Source organism: Novosphingobium sediminicola, assembly GCF_014196525.1.
Lineage (GTDB): Bacteria > Pseudomonadota > Alphaproteobacteria > Sphingomonadales > Sphingomonadaceae > Novosphingobium > Novosphingobium sediminicola.
This window is the reverse complement of sequence record NZ_JACIDX010000006.1, coordinates 149,671-167,183: the sequence shown is the minus strand read 5'-3', so window position 1 is coordinate 167,183 and position 17,513 is coordinate 149,671. Positions and strand designations below refer to the sequence as shown.

Below are 17,513 nucleotides of genomic sequence, written 5' to 3'. Positions count from 1 at the left end.
GAAAGAGCCTGCCACATGACGCATTCTCGCTCTGGCAAATCTCTCCGCCTTGCCGGCCTGTTGCTGGCCGCAGCTCCCGTGGCCGCAAGCGCCGCGCCCATCGTGATGGGCACATACCCGGACAAGCTGTTCGTGGTGGAGGAAACCACCGGCAAGATCGCCGAGCATATCAAGCTCGACACGGGTCTTCCGACATCCTTGCGCCTGTCGAACGATCACAAGCGGATCTATGTCACCACCATCACCACCGGCGGGATCGAGGTGCTGGACACCGCCACGCGCAAGGTGCTGAACAAGTTCAGCCTGAACACGCCGACCACCAAATATCGCTTTACCGGCGGCGTACCCGATCCGACGGGCAAATATTTCTATACGATCATGATGACGATCGACAAATCCGTTGATCGCTACAAGGTCAGCAAGTGGCAATATGCCACCATCGACCTGACGCTCAAGAAGGTGGTCAAGACCGTCGATCTGCCCGACGAGGACAATGCGCTCAACGCCGCGCGGGCCAACATGATGATCTCGCCCGATGGCAAGCTGCTCTATCTGTTCCGCGACAAGGTGGTGATCCTCAACACCTCCGACTTCAAGGTGGTGGACAAGATCGACATGGCAAAGCCCGAAGGCGCGGGGCTGGAAAACACCAGCTTTGGCGGCGGGGTGGAATTGCTGCGCAACAATGACGAATATGTCTCGCTGTTTACGGCTGCCGATCCCTATATTCACAACAAGATCTTTGGCATCGGCCGCTTCAAGCTGGCGTCGAAAACCTTCGATTTCACCCCCATCGGTCCCGCGCCCTATCAGATGGCGGGCCTGCAGATCACGCCCGACAGCAAGGATGGCTATACCGTCACCACGCAGGGCACGACCGGCAACAAGCGCTGCGAAATCTGGCACTTCGACCTTGGCACAAACAAGGTGGTGGACAAGGCCGAGTTCCCCTGCCGCTCGCGTTTCCAGTTCGGCATGTCGAGCGACGGCAAGAAGCTCTACATCTATGGCGCCAGCTATGACATCGAAGTCTATGACGCCAAGACGCTGAAATGGGACAAGACGTGGAACCTTGACGCCGACGCCACCATGGCCGGGCTGGTTTACGCCCAGTGAGCATAATGCCGCGCCAGTCCGTGCTGATCCGTGGGGGCGGGCTGGCGGGGGCTTGCGCGGCGTATTTGCTGCGCGGCGCGGGGTTTGCCATCGCGCATGAACCGGTGCGGCGCTCGCCCGTGCCGGTCATCATGCTGTCTGATGCCGCGCTGGGGCTGATCCGCGATGCTTTTGGGCGGGATGATCTGTTTGCCGATGCCCACCGGATCGCGCGGCGCGTGGTGCGCTGGGGCGGCGATGCACTGTCCATGCCCCATGGCGCGGTGGTGGTGTCCGAGGATGACCTGATCACGGCATTGGGCGAAGAACTGGCGGGCGATGCCGATGCCCTTGCGCCTGTCGCCACGCTCCATTGCGCGCTCCCCTTTCCCGATGGCGAATTGATGCGCTTCGGCCAGCGGCGGGCGATGGCCGCGCGCGTGATGCTGCGCGCCGAGGCCGATCATGCCACATGCCATATTGAGGCGGTGGCGCAGGGCTGGCTGTTTCTGATCCCCTCCGGCCCGGCGCAATGCTGGCTGCTGGGCGTGGGCGCGCCCTTGGAGCGCCTGCTGGAGGGCAGCCTGCTGATCGCGCCCCTGATTGCGGGTCTTGGCGAAAGCTCGCCGGGGTTTGAAACCGCGCCGCGTCAATTGGCGCGTCTGGCTGGGCCGGACTGGCTGGCCTGCGGCATGTCGGCCATCGCGTTTGACCCCATTTGCGGCGATGGCAGCGCGCAATCGGTGCGCGAGGCGATCCTCGCCGCCGCCGTCATCGCCCATCGCGGCAACCGGCAAGCGCTGGCCACGCATTACCACTCCATGCTGACCGCATCCTTGCGCCGCCATATCCAGATCTCGGGCCAGTTCTATGCCACCGGCGGCGACACACCCTGGTGGCGCGAACAGGTGGCAGCCCTTGCGCAAGGTTACGCATGGACCACCGCGCAGCTCGCGCATATGCCGGAGCCGCGCTATCTGCTGCGCGGGTTTCAACTGATCGAACGGGAGGCCGCGACCTGAACGCGCCGCATAACGCTTTGCATGCTTCCCCTCCCCCTGCGCCATGGGCGGCCTATCGGCGGCTCTGGCCCTATCTGCGCCCATATCTGCCGCGCCTGCCCGCCGTGATGCTGGTCAGCCTGATGGCCACCGCGCTCAGTCTGGCCCAGCCTTATATTTCCAAGCTGATGATCGATGGCGCGTTGATGCGCCATGATATGGGCGTGCTGTGGCGCGTGGCGGGGCTGATGCTGGGGGCCACGGTCGGCTCCTACGTGCTCAATATTGCGGCCTCTTGGCTGCATGTCTCGCTCTCGGCCGCAATGCTGTTCGACATTCGCGTCGCGGTGCTTTCGCATTTGCAAAAGCTCTCGCCGCGCTTCTTCGGCCGCTTTCGCCTTGGCGATCTGATGAGCCGCTTGAACAGCGATGTATCCGATATTCAGCGGGTTGCGGGCGACACTCTGCTGGCCGCGCTGGCCAATCTGCTGTTTCTGGCGGGCAGCATCGCGCTGATGCTCTGGCTCGACTGGCGGCTGTTTGTGGTGGGCGTGGTGCTGGTGCCGCTGGCGGTGGGGGCTTTCCTGCGCGCGCAGAAACGCCTGACCGAACTGTCCCGGCAAATGCGCGAGGCAGGCGCGGATATTGGTAGTATGCTGGTCGATACGATCATGGGAATGCGAACCGTTGTCGCGCTGGGTGCGCAGACGCGCGAGCGGGAGCGTTTTGCCGCCGCCAATGACGGCTTTGTGCGCGCCATGTTGCGGATGCAGGTGACGTCCTTTCTCTCGGGCGCGGTGCCGGGCACCTTGCTCTCGGCCTCGACCGCCGGGGCCATGCTGTGGGGCGGCTATGAGATCACCGCCGGACGGATGACGATCGGCACGCTGGTCGCCTTCCTTGCCTATCAGCAGCGCCTGTTCGCGCCCATTCAGGGCCTGCTCGGCCTGTCCGCCACATTGGCCCAGACGCGCGTGGCGCTGGCGCGGATCTTTGAATTGATGGACACCGCGCCGGAGGTGGAGGAGGCCGCCAGCCCCCTGCCCCTGCCCGCCGGTCCTTGCAGCATCCACTTCGACCACGTGCGCCTCTCGCATGGCCGCGCGCCGGTGCTGCGTGATGCGGATTTCACCATTCCGGCGGGCTCTTTCTGCGCGATCCTCGGCCCCAGCGGGGCGGGCAAATCGACGATGGCCGATCTGATGGTGCGGATGATCGACCCCGATGGCGGGCGGGTGATGCTGGGCGATACGGACCTGCGCGAGGTGGCGCTGGATGATCTGCGGCGCGCGGTGCTGCTGGTCGAACAGACGCCCTTTCTGTTCAACGCCACGCTTTATGCCAATATCGCCTTTGGCCTGAACGATCCGGGGCGCGATGCGGTGATCGCCGCCGCGCATGACGCCGGACTGGAAGCTTTGCTATCACGCCTGCCGCAAGGCCTGGATACGCCGGTGGGCGAACGCGGCCTTGCCCTATCGGCGGGCGAGCGGCAGCGGGTTGCGCTGGCCCGCGCGCTGTTGCGGCGGCCAGAGGCCCTGATCCTGGATGAGCCCACCGCCGCGCTCGATAGCGATACCGAGGCGCTGATCGCCGCCAGCCTGCGCCGCGCCCTGCCCCATGCCACGCTGATCGTCATCACGCATAAGCCCGCGCTGGCCGCGATGGCGGATCGGGTGATTACCCTGAAAGATGGCATGACGACTTATGGCTGAACGCATTCTGGTCGCGGTGATCGACAGCGGCGTGCATCCCGATCACCCGCATATTAACGCCGCCCGCCTGCGCCCCGGTTTCGCCATCGGCACGGATGGCATGGTGATCGAACAAGGCGCGATCCCGCTCGACCGGCTTGGCCATGGCACCGCCGTCACCGCCGCGATTCAGGAAAAGGCCCCCGAGGCCAACATCCTGCCTATCCGCGTTTTTCACGATGCCCTGCGCGGCAGCGCCATGGCCTTGGCCAGCGCCATCGGCATCGCCGCCCAGCAGGGCGCGCATATCATCAACCTCAGCCTTGGCACCACCAACGCCGCTCATGCCCCACTGTTTGCCGATGCCATCGCCGGAGCGCCCGATGCGCTCGTGCTGGCCGCCGCGCAGGCCGATGGCGTGCCCTGCCTGCCCGGCTCGCTGCCCGGCGTGCTGGGCGTGGGGCTGGATTGGGACATCCCGCGCGAGACATTCCAGTGGCGCGATGGACAGATGATCGCCAGCGGCTATCCACGCCCGATCCCCGGTGTGCCGCAAAGGCGCAATCTCTATGGCATCAGCTTTGCCGTAGCCCAGGCCAGCGGTTTTGCCGCAGCTTTGGCGCAGGTGCATAAGACGCCCGCCGCCCTGCGCGCCGCGCTCTCCTCACCCCCAGCCACCGCATAAAAAGCGCCCCCATGGCGCGAACCATGGGGGCTTGAGTTGTCCTTCGCAGGGTGAAGAGAATGAGTCAGGTCAGAATTTCTGACCAAACTTGATGCCGAAGATCTGCGGGCGCACGGTGAAGTTGCGCGAAGAACCGGCGCAGAAATCAATCGAACAGAACGTGTTGGTGGTCAGGACGCCCCGACCGTCGAAGGCGTTCTGGATATAGATATCAAAGGCCCAGTTATCCTTTTTCAAACCGGCCGAGAAATCGAAGGTGGTAAAGCCCTTCGTCGTGCATTGACGCCCGGCCGCCGTTTCGGCCGCTGCAATGTCCTGACAGTTCAGCAGGTTGTTATTGGACAACTTAAGGTCCTGCGTGGCGCTGCTCTGATACAGCGCAGAGCCGAGCAGATAGGCCTTATAGTCACCAAATTCGGTGTCATAGCGTACCGAAACATTGCCCTTGAACTCCGGCTGACGCGGCAGGCGGCTGCCGCTGGCCGCGGCGATGCCCGACGAACAGGTGGGGTCGGCGGCAATCGTCAAGTTGGTCTTGTCGGCCTTGAAGTTGCAGAAATTGCCGTCAAGCCGCGCGCGGTTATAGGCGCCCGAACTGGAAACCGTCACCTTGCCCAGCTTGAGGTCGGCTTCATATTCCATGCCATAGACCTTGGCCTTGCCGGCATTGCCGGTCATGCCCGCGCCCTGGGTGCCGGCCACCACAACGGAATATTGGATATTGTTCCATTCTTCCATGTAGATGGCGGTGTTGAAGCGGAAATTATTGCCCCATTGGGTCTTGATGCCGATTTCGTAATTGGTCAGCGTTTCCGACTTAAAGGGATCGACCCTGAACACGCCCACCCCGCTGACACGCAGCGGACGGTTATAGCCGCCGGGACGGAAGCCGGTGGAATAATTGGCATAGACCATCTTGCTGGGCGTCAACTGATAATTGACCGCGACCTTATGAGTCTCGCCCTGCTCGCTATACCGACCGATCTGATTTGGATCGAGCATGTTGGTATTGCGGCAGGTCAGGCGCTCGGTCGGCAGCGGGAGCGTACAGCCCATCGTGCCGGTCAGCATGTTCTTCGATGTCGTCGTGCTTCGGGCGGAAGCTGCCACACCGGCAAAACCGGTGGTCCAGTAATCGGTCCAGAAATAGCGCAACCCGCCCGTGATCTTCAACTTGGGCGTGATGTTGTAATGGCCTTCGACAAACACCGCCGTATCATGCGTGTATTGGTTGTTTTCGTTGATATAAAACCCATCGCCCTTCACCGCGGGCGAACCAAGCACCATCGTGCCGCCCGCCGTGGTGGGGATGCCGAAACCGGCCGGATTGCTGTCTCCGCCGCCCGACATGGTATAACCGGCGACATCGGCAAGGCCATGGATGCCATAGTAATTGTTGTTTTCGGTCTTCTGCCATTGATAAAAACCGCCAAAAGTGGCTTCAAACGGCCAGCTCTTGGGGGTGGAGAGACGCAATTCCTGGGTCAGCTTTTCCGAATAGGTCCAGCCTTCGAAATATTGGGTCGGGTTGATCAGCTTGTTGCACTTCATAGAAGCGCCCGAACCGGTGCAACCATCCTTGCTGAAGAATTGCAGATAGTTTTCGTTGCCCGCGCCAAAATTGTCATAGGTCACGGTGTAATAGGTATAGTCGTTTTGCAGGTGAACCTTGCGCCCAAAGTAACCGGTCGAGGACACCACATCGAAATCGCCAATATGGCCATGCACCGACAGCGCGCCCTGATACCATGAATCCTGACGACGCGTCAGGTCATAGTCATGCACCTGAAGATCGCCCACGCGCGGGTCATAGCCGAAATAGCCATAGGCCGTCTGCGATTGGCCCGCCAGTTCGGGGGTAATCTGCCATCCCGGCGCCGGTTCCCACAGCACCGAAAGGCGCCCGCCATACATATAGACGGGGTTGTAATCCTTCTTGGCAATGGCTGCGTTGCTGAGCGTATAATTGGTCGCCGGATTTTTATCGCCCAGCGTCAGGGTCGAAGTCTTGCCATCGTTGAACTTGCCATTGTTGGGCGTGTTATCAACATAGCCGCCCTCTTTGCGATAAAAACCCACCACGCGCGCGGCCAGGTTGTCGCCAAAGGGGATGTTGGCATAAGTGGCCAACTGGCCGCCAAAAGCGCCCTTGCCGTATTTGTTGGCTTCGGTGTCATAACCCCATTCGAACTTGCCCAGCTTGGGCTTGTTCGTGATCATGCGGATGGTGCCTGCCAGCGAACCTGCGCCATACAGGGTGCCTTGCGGTCCCGACAGGCCCTCAACACGCTCCATATCATAGACGAATATGTCGGGAACGCCGGTGCCGGTGATGGGAATATCATCAAGGTAATAGCCGACCGAGGCGTAAGTGCCGCCCGCCGGAACAATGCCGCGGAAATAAGCGGTCTGGCGCCCCGGCCCAAGCCCGGCGAAAGAGACCGAGGGCATCAGCAAAGCAAAGTCGGACAAACCTTTCACATTGCGCTCGGCCAGCTTTTCCATGCTCAGCGCCTGCATCGAGATCGGCACTTTCTGGACGCTTTCCGAACGGCGGGTGGCAGTCACCACGATGTCGCCCAGACCGCCGCCATCGGCCGCCGCCGGCGCAGGATCAGCCGCAGCATCAGCGCCCGCAGCATGGGCGGCCCCAACCAGCGCGAAGGGCGTCAGGAATGTCGCCGCGCTCAGCGCGATCACCCGGCGCGATCTCTTGGAAAACTCTGCAATCATCGTAATGCTTCCCCCATTACTGGCCATCATGCCCCGAAATCCTCAGCCCTGTTCTTCCCGCAACGGGCTCAGGCCATGTTCGCCAGACAAGCGGGATCGCCCGGCGAAAACACAGATTTGCGCCGATGCACCCGCCGGATGCCGAAACGTCATTGAACCCCCTGGCGACCCGCTTGGCTGCGCTGCGTCTGGTGCCCCTTACGCAATTGCAGCAATTAGTACGGTCGTCCGGTTTCGCAAGAATGTCATAGGTGCCCCGCGAGTCAAGGTGGCAAACAACGCAAGATGTCCCGAGGGGTTACGTCGTCTGACGTATATGTTTACGCAGGTGCAGCGCGCGACAACAGCAAGCCAGACCGGCCTGCTGAAAGGACATCCATGGCTCTTGGGACCATCGCTGCGCGACCTTCGCCGCGCCCATCTGCGCAGGCTGTGCCGGGCGCGGCGCTGGCCGAGGCGGCGCGGTTGCTGGAGAGCGATCCGGCCATGGCGTTGGCGCGGGCCGAAACGCTGATCAAGGCCCATCGCAGCCTTCCGCCCGCCGAACTGATCGCGGCGCAGGCCTTGCGCCGGATGGGCAAGGGGCAATCGGCGCTGACCCGCCTGATCGCGCTGGACCGGGCGCAGCCGGGCGTGCCGCCGATCTTGTGGGAACTGGCGCAGGCAGCAGGCGAGATGGGCGATGGCCGCCGCGCCGTGGCCGCGCTCGAAGCCCTGACCCGCGCGCAGCCGCAGGTGGCCAGCGGATGGTATCTGCTGGCGCGCGAATGGCGGCGGCTGGGCGAAGCGGACAAGGCGTGGCGCGCGGATCTGTCGGCGATCCACGCGTCCTCCTCAGACCCCGAACTGGTCAAGGCCGCCCTGGCGATGAACGCAGGCGAATTGGACGCGGCCGAGGCGATGCTGACGGCCCGCCTCACGCGCATTCCCGAAGACGCCTCGGCCACCCGGCTGATCGGGGAAATCCACTGGCGCCGGGGCGATCTGGCCGAGGCGATGGCATGGGTGGAAAAGGCGCTGGACATGGCGCCCGGTTTCGATCTGGCGCGCGATTTCCTGATCCGTCTGCTGCTGCAGACCAACCGCTTGCCCGAGGCGCAGGCCCATGCCGAAACACTCTGCGCCTCGCCGATGCAAAGCCCGGCGCACCGACTGCTGCGGGCCTCGGTGCTGGTGCGGCTGGGCGATCAGGAGGGCGCGGGGGGGATCTATGAAGCGCTGCTGGCCGATGCGCCCGACAATGCTCACGTCTGGCAAAATCTGGGCCATGTGCGCAAGACTTTGGGCGATCAGGGTGGCGCGGTTGAGGCCTATCGCCGCGCCATTGGCATCACCGCCACAATGGGCGAGGCATGGTGGTCGCTGGCCAATCTGAAGACCGCGAAATTCACCGCGCAGGACCGCGCCGCGATGCAGGCCGCGATTGCCACAGGCCCCACCGGCGAGGACCTGTTTCACCTCCATTTCGCGCTGGGCAAGGCGTTGGAGGATGCGGGCGATTACGCCGCCTCCTTCAAACATTACACTACCGCCAACCGCCTGCGCCGCGCCGAGATCACCTATAGCACGCAGGGCACCCATGAGGCGGCCGTCGAACATGCCGTGACCTTTACCGCGCCGTTTTATGCCACCCGCGAAGGCGGCTGCATGGCCCCCGATCCGATCTTCATCCTCGGCCTGCCGCGCTCCGGCTCGACGCTGGTGGAACAGATCCTGTCGAGCCATTCGATGATCGAGGGCACGCATGAATTGCCCGAGATGATGATGATCGCGGGGCGGCTCAAATCACGTGCAGAACAGGGCGAGTTCGCCTCTTATGGCGATCTACTGCGCTCGCTGTCACCCGCCGACCGGACGCGACTGGGCGAGGAATACATCGAGCTGACGCGGGTGCATCGCCAGACCGACCGGCCGCTGTTCATCGACAAGATGCCCAACAATTGGCAGAATGCGGGGCTTATCCGCCTGATCCTGCCGCGCGCCAAAATCATTGATGCGCGGCGTCATCCGATGGCCTGCTGCTTTTCGGGCTGGAAACAGCATTTCGCGCGTGGTCAGGTGTTTACCTATGATCTGGCCGAAATCGGCGCCTATTATCGCGATTATGTCGCCCAAATGGCCCATTTCGACGAGGCCACACCCGGCGCCGTCCACCGCGTCATCTATGAACGGATGGTGGCCGATACCCAGGCCGAGGTCGCGCGCCTGCTCGCCTATGTCGGCGTCGATTTTGAAGAGGCCTGCCTGTCCTTCTGGGAAAACAAGCGCGCGGTACGCACCGCCAGCAGCGAACAGGTCCGCCGCCCGATCTATCGTGACGGGCTGGAGCAATGGACCCATTACGCCGATTGGCTCGACCCGCTGCGGCAGGCGTTGGGGCCGGTGACCGAGGCCTATCCCGATCCGCCGCAGGATTGGGCCGCGCATCTTGCCTCATGAAAAAGGGCGCCGGTTGCGGCGCCCTTTTGCTTATTGCCCGTTGGGATGAATATCCCGGAAGGCTGCGTTGAACCCGCTGCTCGGCCCGCTGGCGCTGGGCACCGGCGGCGGGGCGTTATAATGCGGCGGTGTGTAGGCCGTGCGCGCGGCGCTGCGCCCAGAAGAACCACGACCTGACGAACGGCGCGAAGCATAGCGCGAGCTATGGCGCGACTGGCGAGCCTCACGCGCGGCGGCGCGGCGTTCGGCGCGGGTCATGCGATGCGCCGGGGCCGCCTTAGCAGTCGCCTTCTGCGCCTGGGCCAAAGCCCGCTTTTCCGCGCGGGTCAGCTTGCCGTGCTTTTCAGCCTTGGCCATCGCGCGCTTCTGCGCCCGCGTCAGCTTGGGTGCAGCCTGCTTTTCCGCCTTTGCCGCCCGCACCAGTTCGCGCTGCTGCGCCCGCTTCTGCGCGCGGGTCAGCTTGGGCTCGACCTTGTGCTTGCCGCGGGCCAGTTCGCGCTGTTGGGCGCGCTTCTGCGCCCGCGTCAGCTTGGGCTGCGCCTTGGCCTCGGCCCTTGCAAGCGCGCGCTTTTCCGCCCGGCTCAGCTTCTTGGCCGCCACCTTGCCGTGAACCGCCTTCTCGGCCTTGCGCCCCTTGGCATGCGTGGCAACGGCTTTCTTCTTCGTCACCTTGGTCACCGTATGCGAGGCCTTATGATGCCGGGCCTGCGCCGGCGCGGCCACCATCAGCATCGCCGCAACCGCCAACACCAATCTCTTCATCGAAACAAACTCCTGCGAACCCGTGGCGCGTGGTGATAGATAGTCGATGGCTATAGGCAAGCGCGTTTTTGTAACAATCCCATAACGGAACCGCCAGCCGTGCGATCAACACGCCGGAACGCAAACCGCCAATCCGCCCAGCGAGGTTTCCTTGTACTGGCTCATCATATCGGCCCCGGTGCGGCGCATGGTCTCGATCACCTGATCCAGACTGACCAGATGCGTACCATCCCCGCCCAGCGCCAGACGGGCCGCGTCAATCGCTTTGACCGCGCCCATCGCATTGCGCTCGATACAGGGAATCTGCACCAGCCCGCCGATAGGGTCGCAGGTCAGGCCCAGATTATGCTCCATGGCGATTTCGGCGGCATTCTCGATCTGGCCATTGCTGCCGCCCATGATCGCCGTCAGCCCCGCCGCCGCCATCGAACAAGCCACGCCCACCTCGCCCTGACAGCCAACCTCGGCCGCCGAGATGCTGGCGTTGCGTTTATAAAGCCCGCCAATCGCGGTGGCGGTCAGCAGGAAGGTCGCCTTGGCCGCATCATCGGCGCCATGGTATCGCTCGGCATAGCGCAGCACCGCCGGGATGATCCCCGCCGCGCCATTGGTGGGCGAAGTCACCACCTTGCCGCCCGCCGCATTCTCCTCATTGACCGCAATGGCCCAGAGATTGACCAGATCGAGCGTGGCCAAAGGATCGGCCAGCACCCGCTCGACCCGCGCATAGAAACGCTCGCGCAGATGGGCGGCACGGCGCTGGACCTTCAACCCGCCGGGCAATTCGCCGCGCTGGCTCATGCCGCGCTCGATGCAGGCATCCATGGCCGCCGCAATCCGGGCGATCCCGGCCTCGGTTTCATCGCGCGGCCGCCGCGCATCCTCATTGGCCAGCGCAAGGCCCGCAATCGTCAAACCACCCTGCTGCGCCATTTCCAGCAATTCGGCTGCCGTGGTGAAGGGATAGGGTTCGTCATGATCCTCGACCGGCGCGTTGGCGGTGGTCTGATCCTCGTCCACCACAAAGCCGCCGCCGATAGAGAAATAGGTGCGGGTCGAAACCGGTTCGCCCGCCGTATCAAAGCCGGTAAACCTGATGCCGTTGGGATGAAACGGCAGACTCTCACGCCCCAGCCACAGGATATCGGCGCGCTCGTCAAAGGCGATGTCCTGCACCCCGCCCAGCATCATCCGCCCGCTCTCCCGCACCCGCTGGATCAGCGCCACGGCGGCATCGGGATCGGCCTCCTCCGGCGCGATGCCATGCAGGCCCACGATGGTGGCCGTATCCGTCGCATGGCCCCGCCCGGTCAGCGCAAGGCTGGCATAAAGCGCCACCTCAACCCGCGCCACGCGGGCAATGCCCTCGCCCAGCGCCGCAACAAACCGGCACGCCGCCGTCATCGGCCCCATCGTGTGGCTGGACGATGGCCCCACGCCAATCTTGAACAGTTCGAATATGCTGACCGCCATCTGGCTTCTCTTCCCGCTCGCCTTGTTGCGCGCTTTCCTGCCGCACCCAGCCTTGCGCACAATACGCTCCTTGACGCAGCGCGGCCAGTAAAGCCTTATGCAACATAACACATTCACCTCAGGAGATCCCGATGCGCCGCGCGATGCTGCTTTGCCTGCCCTTGATGATGGCCGCTGTTCCCGCCCTTGCCGCCCCGGTCAAGCCCGGCACCGCCGCCCGGATCGATGCCCAGACCACCAAGAACTGGCCCGAACTGGAAGCGCTCTACAAGGATCTGCACAGCCACCCGGAGATCGGTTTTACCGAGACGCGCACGGCGGGCATCCTCTCTGAAAAGCTGCGCAAGCTGGGTTTTGAGGTGACCGAGCATGTCGGCAAGACCGGCCTTGTCGGCGTGTTGAAGAACGGCCCCGGCCCGGTGGTGATGGTGCGCGTGGAAATGGACGCGCTGCCTATGGAGGAAAAGACCGGCCTTGCATGGGCCAGCAAGGCGCAGCAGACCGGGGCGGATGGCAAGACCACCTATGTCATGCACGCCTGCGGCCATGACATCCACATGGCATGGTGGCTGGGCACGGCGCAGGCGCTGGTGGCGATGAAGGATCAGTGGAAGGGCACGCTGATCATGATCGGCCAGCCTTCGGAGGAAATCGGCGAAGGCGCGCGCGCGATGATCGACGATGGCCTGTTCACCCGCTTTCCCAAGCCCGATTATGCCTTTGCCGCCCATGTCGGCGCGGCGCGGGCGGGCGATGTCGAAGTCAAACAGGGCGTGGCCACGAGCAATTCCGATTCAGTTCGCGTGATCTTTCACGGACAAGGCGCGCATGGTTCGATGCCCAATATGAGCATCGACCCCATCGTCATGGGCGCCCGCTTCGTTGAGGACGTGCAGACCGTCATCAGTCGCCAGAAGGACCCGCAGAAATTCGGCGTCGTCACGGTGGGCTATTTCCGCTCGGGCACGGTGGCGAACATCATCCCCGACACCGCCGAACTGGGCCTCTCGCTGCGCTCCTTTGACGATGAAACGCGCAAGCTGCTCAACAGCGGCGTTGATATCACCGCCCAATCCGTGGCCGCCATGTCGCGCGCGCCCGCGCCCGAGATCAGCCGCCGCCATGGCATTTCCAGCGTGGTCAATGACGAGGCGCTGGGCGCCAGCACCTATGCGGTGCTGTCCAAGGCGGGCCTGCCCGGCGCGGTCAAACTGGAGCCAGCCTATAAGCCCGGCTGGACCGCCAGCGAGGATTATTCCGAATTCGTCATGGCGGGCGTGACCAAATCGGTGTTCTTTTCCATCGGCGGCAGCGATCCGGCGATGCTGGAAAAGCTGAAAGCTGAAGGCAAGCCGGTGCCGGTCAACCACTCGCCCTTCTTTGCCCCGGTGGCCCAGCCCGCGATCCGGGCCGGGGTTGAAGTGCTTACGCTCTCGGTGCTGTCGGTGGCGGGGAAGTAATCAGTCCATCTCGACGATCTGGCCCGCGAGGCGCTCCACCTCGCGCCGGTCATGGCTGACATAGAGGATCGGCAGGGCCAGTTCGTCACGGATGCGCTCGATAACGCGCATGATTTCCTCACGGCGGGCCGCATCCAGCGAGGAGAGCGGCTCGTCCATCAACAGAAAACGCGCGCCTGAGAGCAACGCGCGGCCGATCGCCACCCTTTGCGCCTCGCCCCCCGACAATCGACGCGGGCGGGCAGCGAGCAGGCCCGCAAGGCCGAGAAACTCCACCACCTGTTCAAAATCGATCCAGCGCGCATCGGGCGCGGCCAGACGCCAGCCATAGCGCAGATTGCCCTCGACGCTCATATGTGGAAACAGGCGGTAATCCTGAAACACATAGCCGCATCCGCGCGCCTCGGGCCGCAGGTCGATCCCCGCCGCTGCGTCGAACAACGCCCGCCCATCGACCGCGATCCGCCCCTCATCGGGCCGCGCCAGCCCGGCGATCATGTCCAGCACGCTGGTCTTGCCCGCGCCTGAACGGCCAAACAGCGCGGTGATCCCCGGCCCGGCCTCAAACCTTGCCGCGATCCGGCGGCTGCCGCGCGTGATGCTTACATCGACCTCAAAGGACATGGGCGCGCATCCCCATCCGCCGCGTCAACACCTCGGACGCCACCAGCGCCACCAGCGACAGGCCAACCGAAATCAGCGCCAGTCGCGTCACGATCCCCTCCTGCCCCGGCACCTGTAACGCGGCATAGATCGCCAGCGGCAGGGTCTGCGTCTCGCCCGGAATGTTCGAGACGAAGGTGATCGTCGCGCCAAATTCGCCAAGGCTACGCGCAAAGCCCAGCACCATGCCCGCCAGCACGCCGGGCAACGCCAGCGGCAGGGTGATCGTGACGAAAACCCGCATGGGCGAGGCCCCCAGCGTGCGCGCCGCCGCCTCCAGCCGTCGATCCACACTTTCGAGCGAAAGCCGGATCGCCCGCACCATCAGCGGCAGCGCCATGACCGAGGCCGCCAGCGCCGCCCCGGTCCAGCGAAACATCACCGGCATCCCCATCGCCGCCAGCCAGCGCCCCGCCACGCCCGTTCCGCCAAACACGATCAGCAACAGCCAGCCCGTCACCACCGGCGGCAGCACCAGCGGCAGATGCACCAGCCCATCGAGCAGCACCCGCCCCGGAAACCGCCCCCTCGCCAGCGCCCATGCCAGCGCAAAGCCCACCGGCAGCGTGGCGACCATCGCCGCTGCGCTGACCTTGAGCGAAAGCCAGATGATGCCCCATTCCTCGGGGCTGATATTATCGGGTGCCAAAGCCATAGGCGCGGAATATCGCCTTGCCCTGCGGCGATGCAAGGAAGCGGCGGAAGCCTTCGGCATCCGGGTTGGTCGAGGCCGACAGGCGGGCCAGCGGATAGGTGATAGGTTTATGCGAATTGGCGGGGAAGATGCCGACCACGCGCACCTTTCTATCCGCACGCGCATCGGTGGCGTAAACAATGCCCAGCGGCGCCTCGCCGCGCGAGACCAGCGCCATGGCCGAACGCACGCTGTCGGCGCCCGCCACGCGGCCCTCAACGCTTGACCAGACGCGTAAGGCGATCAGCGCCTCGCGCCCATACTTGCCCGCCGGGACCGAGGCCACCTGCCCCATCGCCAGACGGCCATTAAGCCCCAACGCGGCGGCCAACGGAAAACCGGGTGCGATGGTCAGGCGGATGCTGCTCTGCGCAGGCGCGATCAGGGCCAGAGAATTGGTCAGCAGGCTGATCCGCGTGCCGGGCTTGATGCGGCCGCCGGGGGCCTTGACCACATGGTCCATCCATTCCTCATCGGCGGATAGGAACAGATCGGCGGGCGCGCCATTCTCGATCTGGCGCGCCAGCGCCGAGGAGGCGGCAAAGGACAGCACCGGACGCGGATGGCCCTGCGCCGCCCATGTATCGGCGGCGGCATTGAGCGATTCCTGAAGGCTGGCCGCGGCAAGAACCAGCGGCCCGCGCGGCACCTGCGCCATGGCTGAGGTGGCGCATAAAGCCAGCGCAGCAAAGATCATCTTGCGAAACATGAGGCGCCCCTTTCAATATCGCTATGTATATCGAAACTGGCGCCGAGCAAGCGGTTTACCGATGCATCATCGCCCGGATCGCGTCATGCAACACCGGCGCCACCGCCCGCGATCCGGCATCCGACAAGTGCAGCCGGTCGCGATAATACATCTGCCCCCCCCGCATCGCATAGCACAAACGCGCATCGCACAGAGGCGCGGCCAGATCGACCAGCACCACGCCGGGGAAGTCCTTCGCCACGCGGCGCACCTGCGCGGCATAGGCGTCCTGCGCATCCTCCAACACGCCGCCACGCGGCTCGCCGCAGGGGTGGCGATAGGCGGGGCCATGCAGAGGCCGCAGGTCGGTCAGACAATCGGGCGGATCAAACCCCATCCGCCGGTTGGGCAGCGTGATAATCACGCCTTTCCCCGCCGCGCTCAGCCGCGCCACCGTCCGGCGCAGCGCGCGTTCGAGGCGCGCCTCGGGCGGGGCGGGCGTGGGGTCGGCGCGGTCGGTCATATCATGGGCCGAACTGCGCCGCAGCAATTGGTCGCCATTGGCATAGGACAGCACCACCACGCGGATCGAGGGGCTGGCCGCCGCATAGTCCAGCGCCTGATTGGTCAGCTTCCAGTTGTTCAGACGGGTGCGGTCGAAACTCTCGGTGGTGGTCGTGTCATAGAAAGGCGCGGCCTCGCTGGCCGAGGCGATCAGCACGTTGAGGTCAGGATAGGAGGCCAGACCCGGAAACAGGCTGAGATTGAGCGAGTCGCCGATCAGCGCCACATCGGGCGCGCCGGGACGGGCCAGATAGCAGAAATCGTTGCCCGCCACGCCCGGCACCAGCGCGCCTCGCCCCGGCATCAACGCCACACAGGCCCGTCCCTGCGCCTCGCTGCCCACCGGAATATCCCAGCCGATCTGACGCGTCAGCGGCTCAACCCGCGCATGGCTGGCCGAGGGGAGATGCGCCCATGCCACCGCCAGCCCGCCCAGCCCCAGCACAGCCATCGCCGCCAACAGGCCCTTGACCTTGCGCGCATTGTCTCCGCCATAACGCAGGGGCGGCTCGATCCAGCGCGCCGTGACCCATGACAGCGCAACGGCAACGCCCACGCAGACCAGCATCGCCCAGCCATCGACCCAGCCCGATGTCCGCGCCAGCACCAGCACCGGCCAGTGCCACAGATAGAGCGGATAGGAGATCTGACCCAGCCAGCGCATCGGCAAAAGCGAGAGCAGCCGCGCATTGACCAGCGCCCTCGGCCCCGCCGCCAGCAGCAGCACCGCCCCGCCCACCGGCGCCAGCGCCGCCCAGCCGGGAAAAGGCACCTTGCCCTCGATGATATAGCGGAAACTGCCCAGGAGCAGGGCAAGGCCGATCAGGCTGAACCCATGCGCCATGCGCAAAGGTATGGCCCCGACCCGGCGGCGCTCTACCCAGGCCAGCGCGGCACCCGCCAGCATTTCCCAGAAGCGCGCGGTGGGGATGTAAAACGCCGCCGAAGTGTCGATCCGCATCAGGAATTGTTCGTGGGCCATGCTGGCCACGAAACCCAGCCCAAGCGTCCAGACCACACCCCGCGCGCGCCGGAACCGCCACGCCAGCATCACCGCCAGAGGCCAGAGGATGTAGAACTGCTCCTCCACCCCAAGGCTCCAGAGATGGAGCAGAGGTTTGGCATCGGAAGAGGCGTCGAAATAACCGCTCTCGGCATAGAGGACGAGGTTGGAGGCAAAGACCGCCGCGCCCGCCAGATGTGCGCCCAATTGCTGAAACCGGTCATCGAACAATTGCACCCAGCCGATGGCGAAAGTGGCCAGCAGCACGGTGATCAGCGCAGGATAGATCCGCCGCACCCGTCGCCCGTAAAACGCCGCCAGCGAAAAGCGCCCAGCCCGCACATCGTCGAAAATCGCGCCCGAGATCAGATAGCCCGAGATGACGAAGAAGATGTCCACCCCGACAAAGCCGCCGAAACCCTGACGCCACCATGCATGAAAGGCGACGACCACGCCCACGCTGATCGCACGCAGGCCGTCAATATCGGCGCGGTGAAAGGGTTTGGGGTGGGATGCCATGCCGCGCGGCCTTGCACTGATCGCGCGGGGGCGGTCAAGC

At 64.4% G+C, this 17,513-nt stretch carries 13 protein-coding genes; 6 read left to right on the top strand and 7 right to left on the bottom strand.

What is annotated here, in order from left to right; genetic code table 11:
• Positions 1 to 15 precede the first annotated feature (15 nt).
• The 4 genes from GGR38_RS09410 to qhpE are packed head-to-tail and all read left to right on the top strand — an operon-like array spanning position 16 to position 4,475.
• The gene (locus tag GGR38_RS09410; RefSeq protein ID WP_183624852.1) at positions 16 to 1,116 is read left to right on the top strand and encodes a YncE family protein; all 1,101 of its coding nucleotides are present in this window, start codon (positions 16 to 18) and stop codon (positions 1,114 to 1,116) included.
• Positions 1,117 to 1,121: 5 nt separating this feature from the next.
• Positions 1,122 to 2,117 carry a hypothetical protein gene (locus tag GGR38_RS09405; protein WP_183624850.1) on the top strand — a complete coding sequence of 332 codons (996 nt, stop codon included), beginning with the start codon at positions 1,122 to 1,124 and terminating at the stop codon, positions 2,115 to 2,117.
• A gap of 17 nt (positions 2,118 to 2,134) precedes the next feature.
• Complete coding sequence (locus GGR38_RS09400; RefSeq protein ID WP_246404405.1) at positions 2,135 to 3,811, top strand: ABC transporter ATP-binding protein; 1,677 nt, start codon at positions 2,135 to 2,137, stop codon at positions 3,809 to 3,811.
• Complete coding sequence (gene qhpE / locus GGR38_RS09395) at positions 3,804 to 4,475, top strand: subtilisin-like serine protease QhpE (RefSeq protein ID WP_183624846.1); 672 nt, start codon at positions 3,804 to 3,806, stop codon at positions 4,473 to 4,475. The genes GGR38_RS09400 and qhpE overlap by 8 nt, the downstream gene beginning before the upstream one ends.
• 69 nt (positions 4,476 to 4,544) lie before the next feature.
• On the opposite strand, the gene GGR38_RS09390 is transcribed toward qhpE, so the two are convergent.
• Positions 4,545 to 7,238, bottom strand: a complete 2,694-nt coding sequence (locus GGR38_RS09390) for a TonB-dependent receptor (RefSeq protein ID WP_246404403.1) — start codon at positions 7,236 to 7,238, stop codon at positions 4,545 to 4,547.
• 348 nt (positions 7,239 to 7,586) lie between these two features.
• On the opposite strand from GGR38_RS09390, the gene GGR38_RS09385 reads away from it, so the two are divergent.
• Positions 7,587 to 9,647: a tetratricopeptide repeat-containing sulfotransferase family protein gene (locus tag GGR38_RS09385; RefSeq protein WP_183624844.1), complete on the top strand. Its 2,061-nt coding sequence runs from the start codon at positions 7,587 to 7,589 to the stop codon at positions 9,645 to 9,647.
• 30 nt (positions 9,648 to 9,677) lie between these two features.
• On the opposite strand, the gene GGR38_RS09380 is transcribed toward GGR38_RS09385, so the two are convergent.
• Both GGR38_RS09380 and GGR38_RS09375 read right to left on the bottom strand, forming a co-directional pair.
• Complete coding sequence (locus GGR38_RS09380; protein WP_183624842.1) at positions 9,678 to 10,409, bottom strand: hypothetical protein; 732 nt, start codon at positions 10,407 to 10,409, stop codon at positions 9,678 to 9,680.
• Between the two features lie 105 nt (positions 10,410 to 10,514).
• Positions 10,515 to 11,882, bottom strand: a complete 1,368-nt coding sequence (locus GGR38_RS09375; protein WP_183624840.1) for an L-serine ammonia-lyase — start codon at positions 11,880 to 11,882, stop codon at positions 10,515 to 10,517.
• Between the two features lie 131 nt (positions 11,883 to 12,013).
• Between GGR38_RS09375 and GGR38_RS09370 the strand changes: the two genes are divergently transcribed.
• Positions 12,014 to 13,342: an amidohydrolase gene (locus GGR38_RS09370; RefSeq protein WP_183624838.1), complete on the top strand. Its 1,329-nt coding sequence runs from the start codon at positions 12,014 to 12,016 to the stop codon at positions 13,340 to 13,342.
• Here GGR38_RS09370 and GGR38_RS09365 read toward each other — a convergent pair whose 3' ends face one another.
• Genes GGR38_RS09365 through GGR38_RS09350 form a run of 4 tightly spaced genes read right to left on the bottom strand, consistent with a single transcriptional unit; the run spans position 13,343 to position 17,473 of the window.
• Positions 13,343 to 13,966, bottom strand: a complete 624-nt coding sequence (locus GGR38_RS09365; protein ID WP_183624836.1) for a molybdenum ABC transporter ATP-binding protein — start codon at positions 13,964 to 13,966, stop codon at positions 13,343 to 13,345.
• Positions 13,956 to 14,660, bottom strand: a complete 705-nt coding sequence (gene modB / locus GGR38_RS09360) for a molybdate ABC transporter permease subunit (protein ID WP_183624834.1) — start codon at positions 14,658 to 14,660, stop codon at positions 13,956 to 13,958. The genes GGR38_RS09365 and modB overlap by 11 nt, the downstream gene beginning before the upstream one ends.
• Positions 14,641 to 15,408 (bottom strand): molybdate ABC transporter substrate-binding protein, encoded by a 768-nt coding sequence (modA, locus tag GGR38_RS09355; RefSeq protein WP_183624832.1) that lies wholly within the window; start codon positions 15,406 to 15,408, stop codon positions 14,641 to 14,643. Before modA ends, modB begins: the two co-directional genes overlap by 20 nt.
• A 55-nt stretch (positions 15,409 to 15,463) precedes the next feature.
• Positions 15,464 to 17,473, bottom strand: a complete 2,010-nt coding sequence (locus GGR38_RS09350) for an acyltransferase family protein (RefSeq protein WP_183624830.1) — start codon at positions 17,471 to 17,473, stop codon at positions 15,464 to 15,466.
• Positions 17,474 to 17,513: the final 40 nt, after the last annotated feature.

Coding starts and splice junctions, on each gene's coding strand:
- GGR38_RS09410 (WP_183624852.1), top strand. CDS start 16: ATGACGCATTCTCGCTCTGGCAAATCTCTCCGCCTTGCCGGCCTGTTG.
- GGR38_RS09405 (WP_183624850.1), top strand. CDS start 1,122: ATGCCGCGCCAGTCCGTGCTGATCCGTGGGGGCGGGCTGGCGGGGGCT.
- qhpE (WP_183624846.1), top strand. CDS start 3,804: ATGGCTGAACGCATTCTGGTCGCGGTGATCGACAGCGGCGTGCATCCC.
- GGR38_RS09390 (WP_246404403.1), bottom strand. CDS start 7,238: ATGATGGCCAGTAATGGGGGAAGCATTACGATGATTGCAGAGTTTTCC.
- GGR38_RS09385 (WP_183624844.1), top strand. CDS start 7,587: ATGGCTCTTGGGACCATCGCTGCGCGACCTTCGCCGCGCCCATCTGCG.
- GGR38_RS09380 (WP_183624842.1), bottom strand. CDS start 10,409: ATGAAGAGATTGGTGTTGGCGGTTGCGGCGATGCTGATGGTGGCCGCG.
- GGR38_RS09375 (WP_183624840.1), bottom strand. CDS start 11,882: ATGGCGGTCAGCATATTCGAACTGTTCAAGATTGGCGTGGGGCCATCG.
- GGR38_RS09370 (WP_183624838.1), top strand. CDS start 12,014: ATGCGCCGCGCGATGCTGCTTTGCCTGCCCTTGATGATGGCCGCTGTT.
- GGR38_RS09365 (WP_183624836.1), bottom strand. CDS start 13,966: ATGTCCTTTGAGGTCGATGTAAGCATCACGCGCGGCAGCCGCCGGATC.
- modB (WP_183624834.1), bottom strand. CDS start 14,660: ATGGCTTTGGCACCCGATAATATCAGCCCCGAGGAATGGGGCATCATC.
- modA (WP_183624832.1), bottom strand. CDS start 15,408: ATGTTTCGCAAGATGATCTTTGCTGCGCTGGCTTTATGCGCCACCTCA.
- GGR38_RS09350 (WP_183624830.1), bottom strand. CDS start 17,473: ATGGCATCCCACCCCAAACCCTTTCACCGCGCCGATATTGACGGCCTG.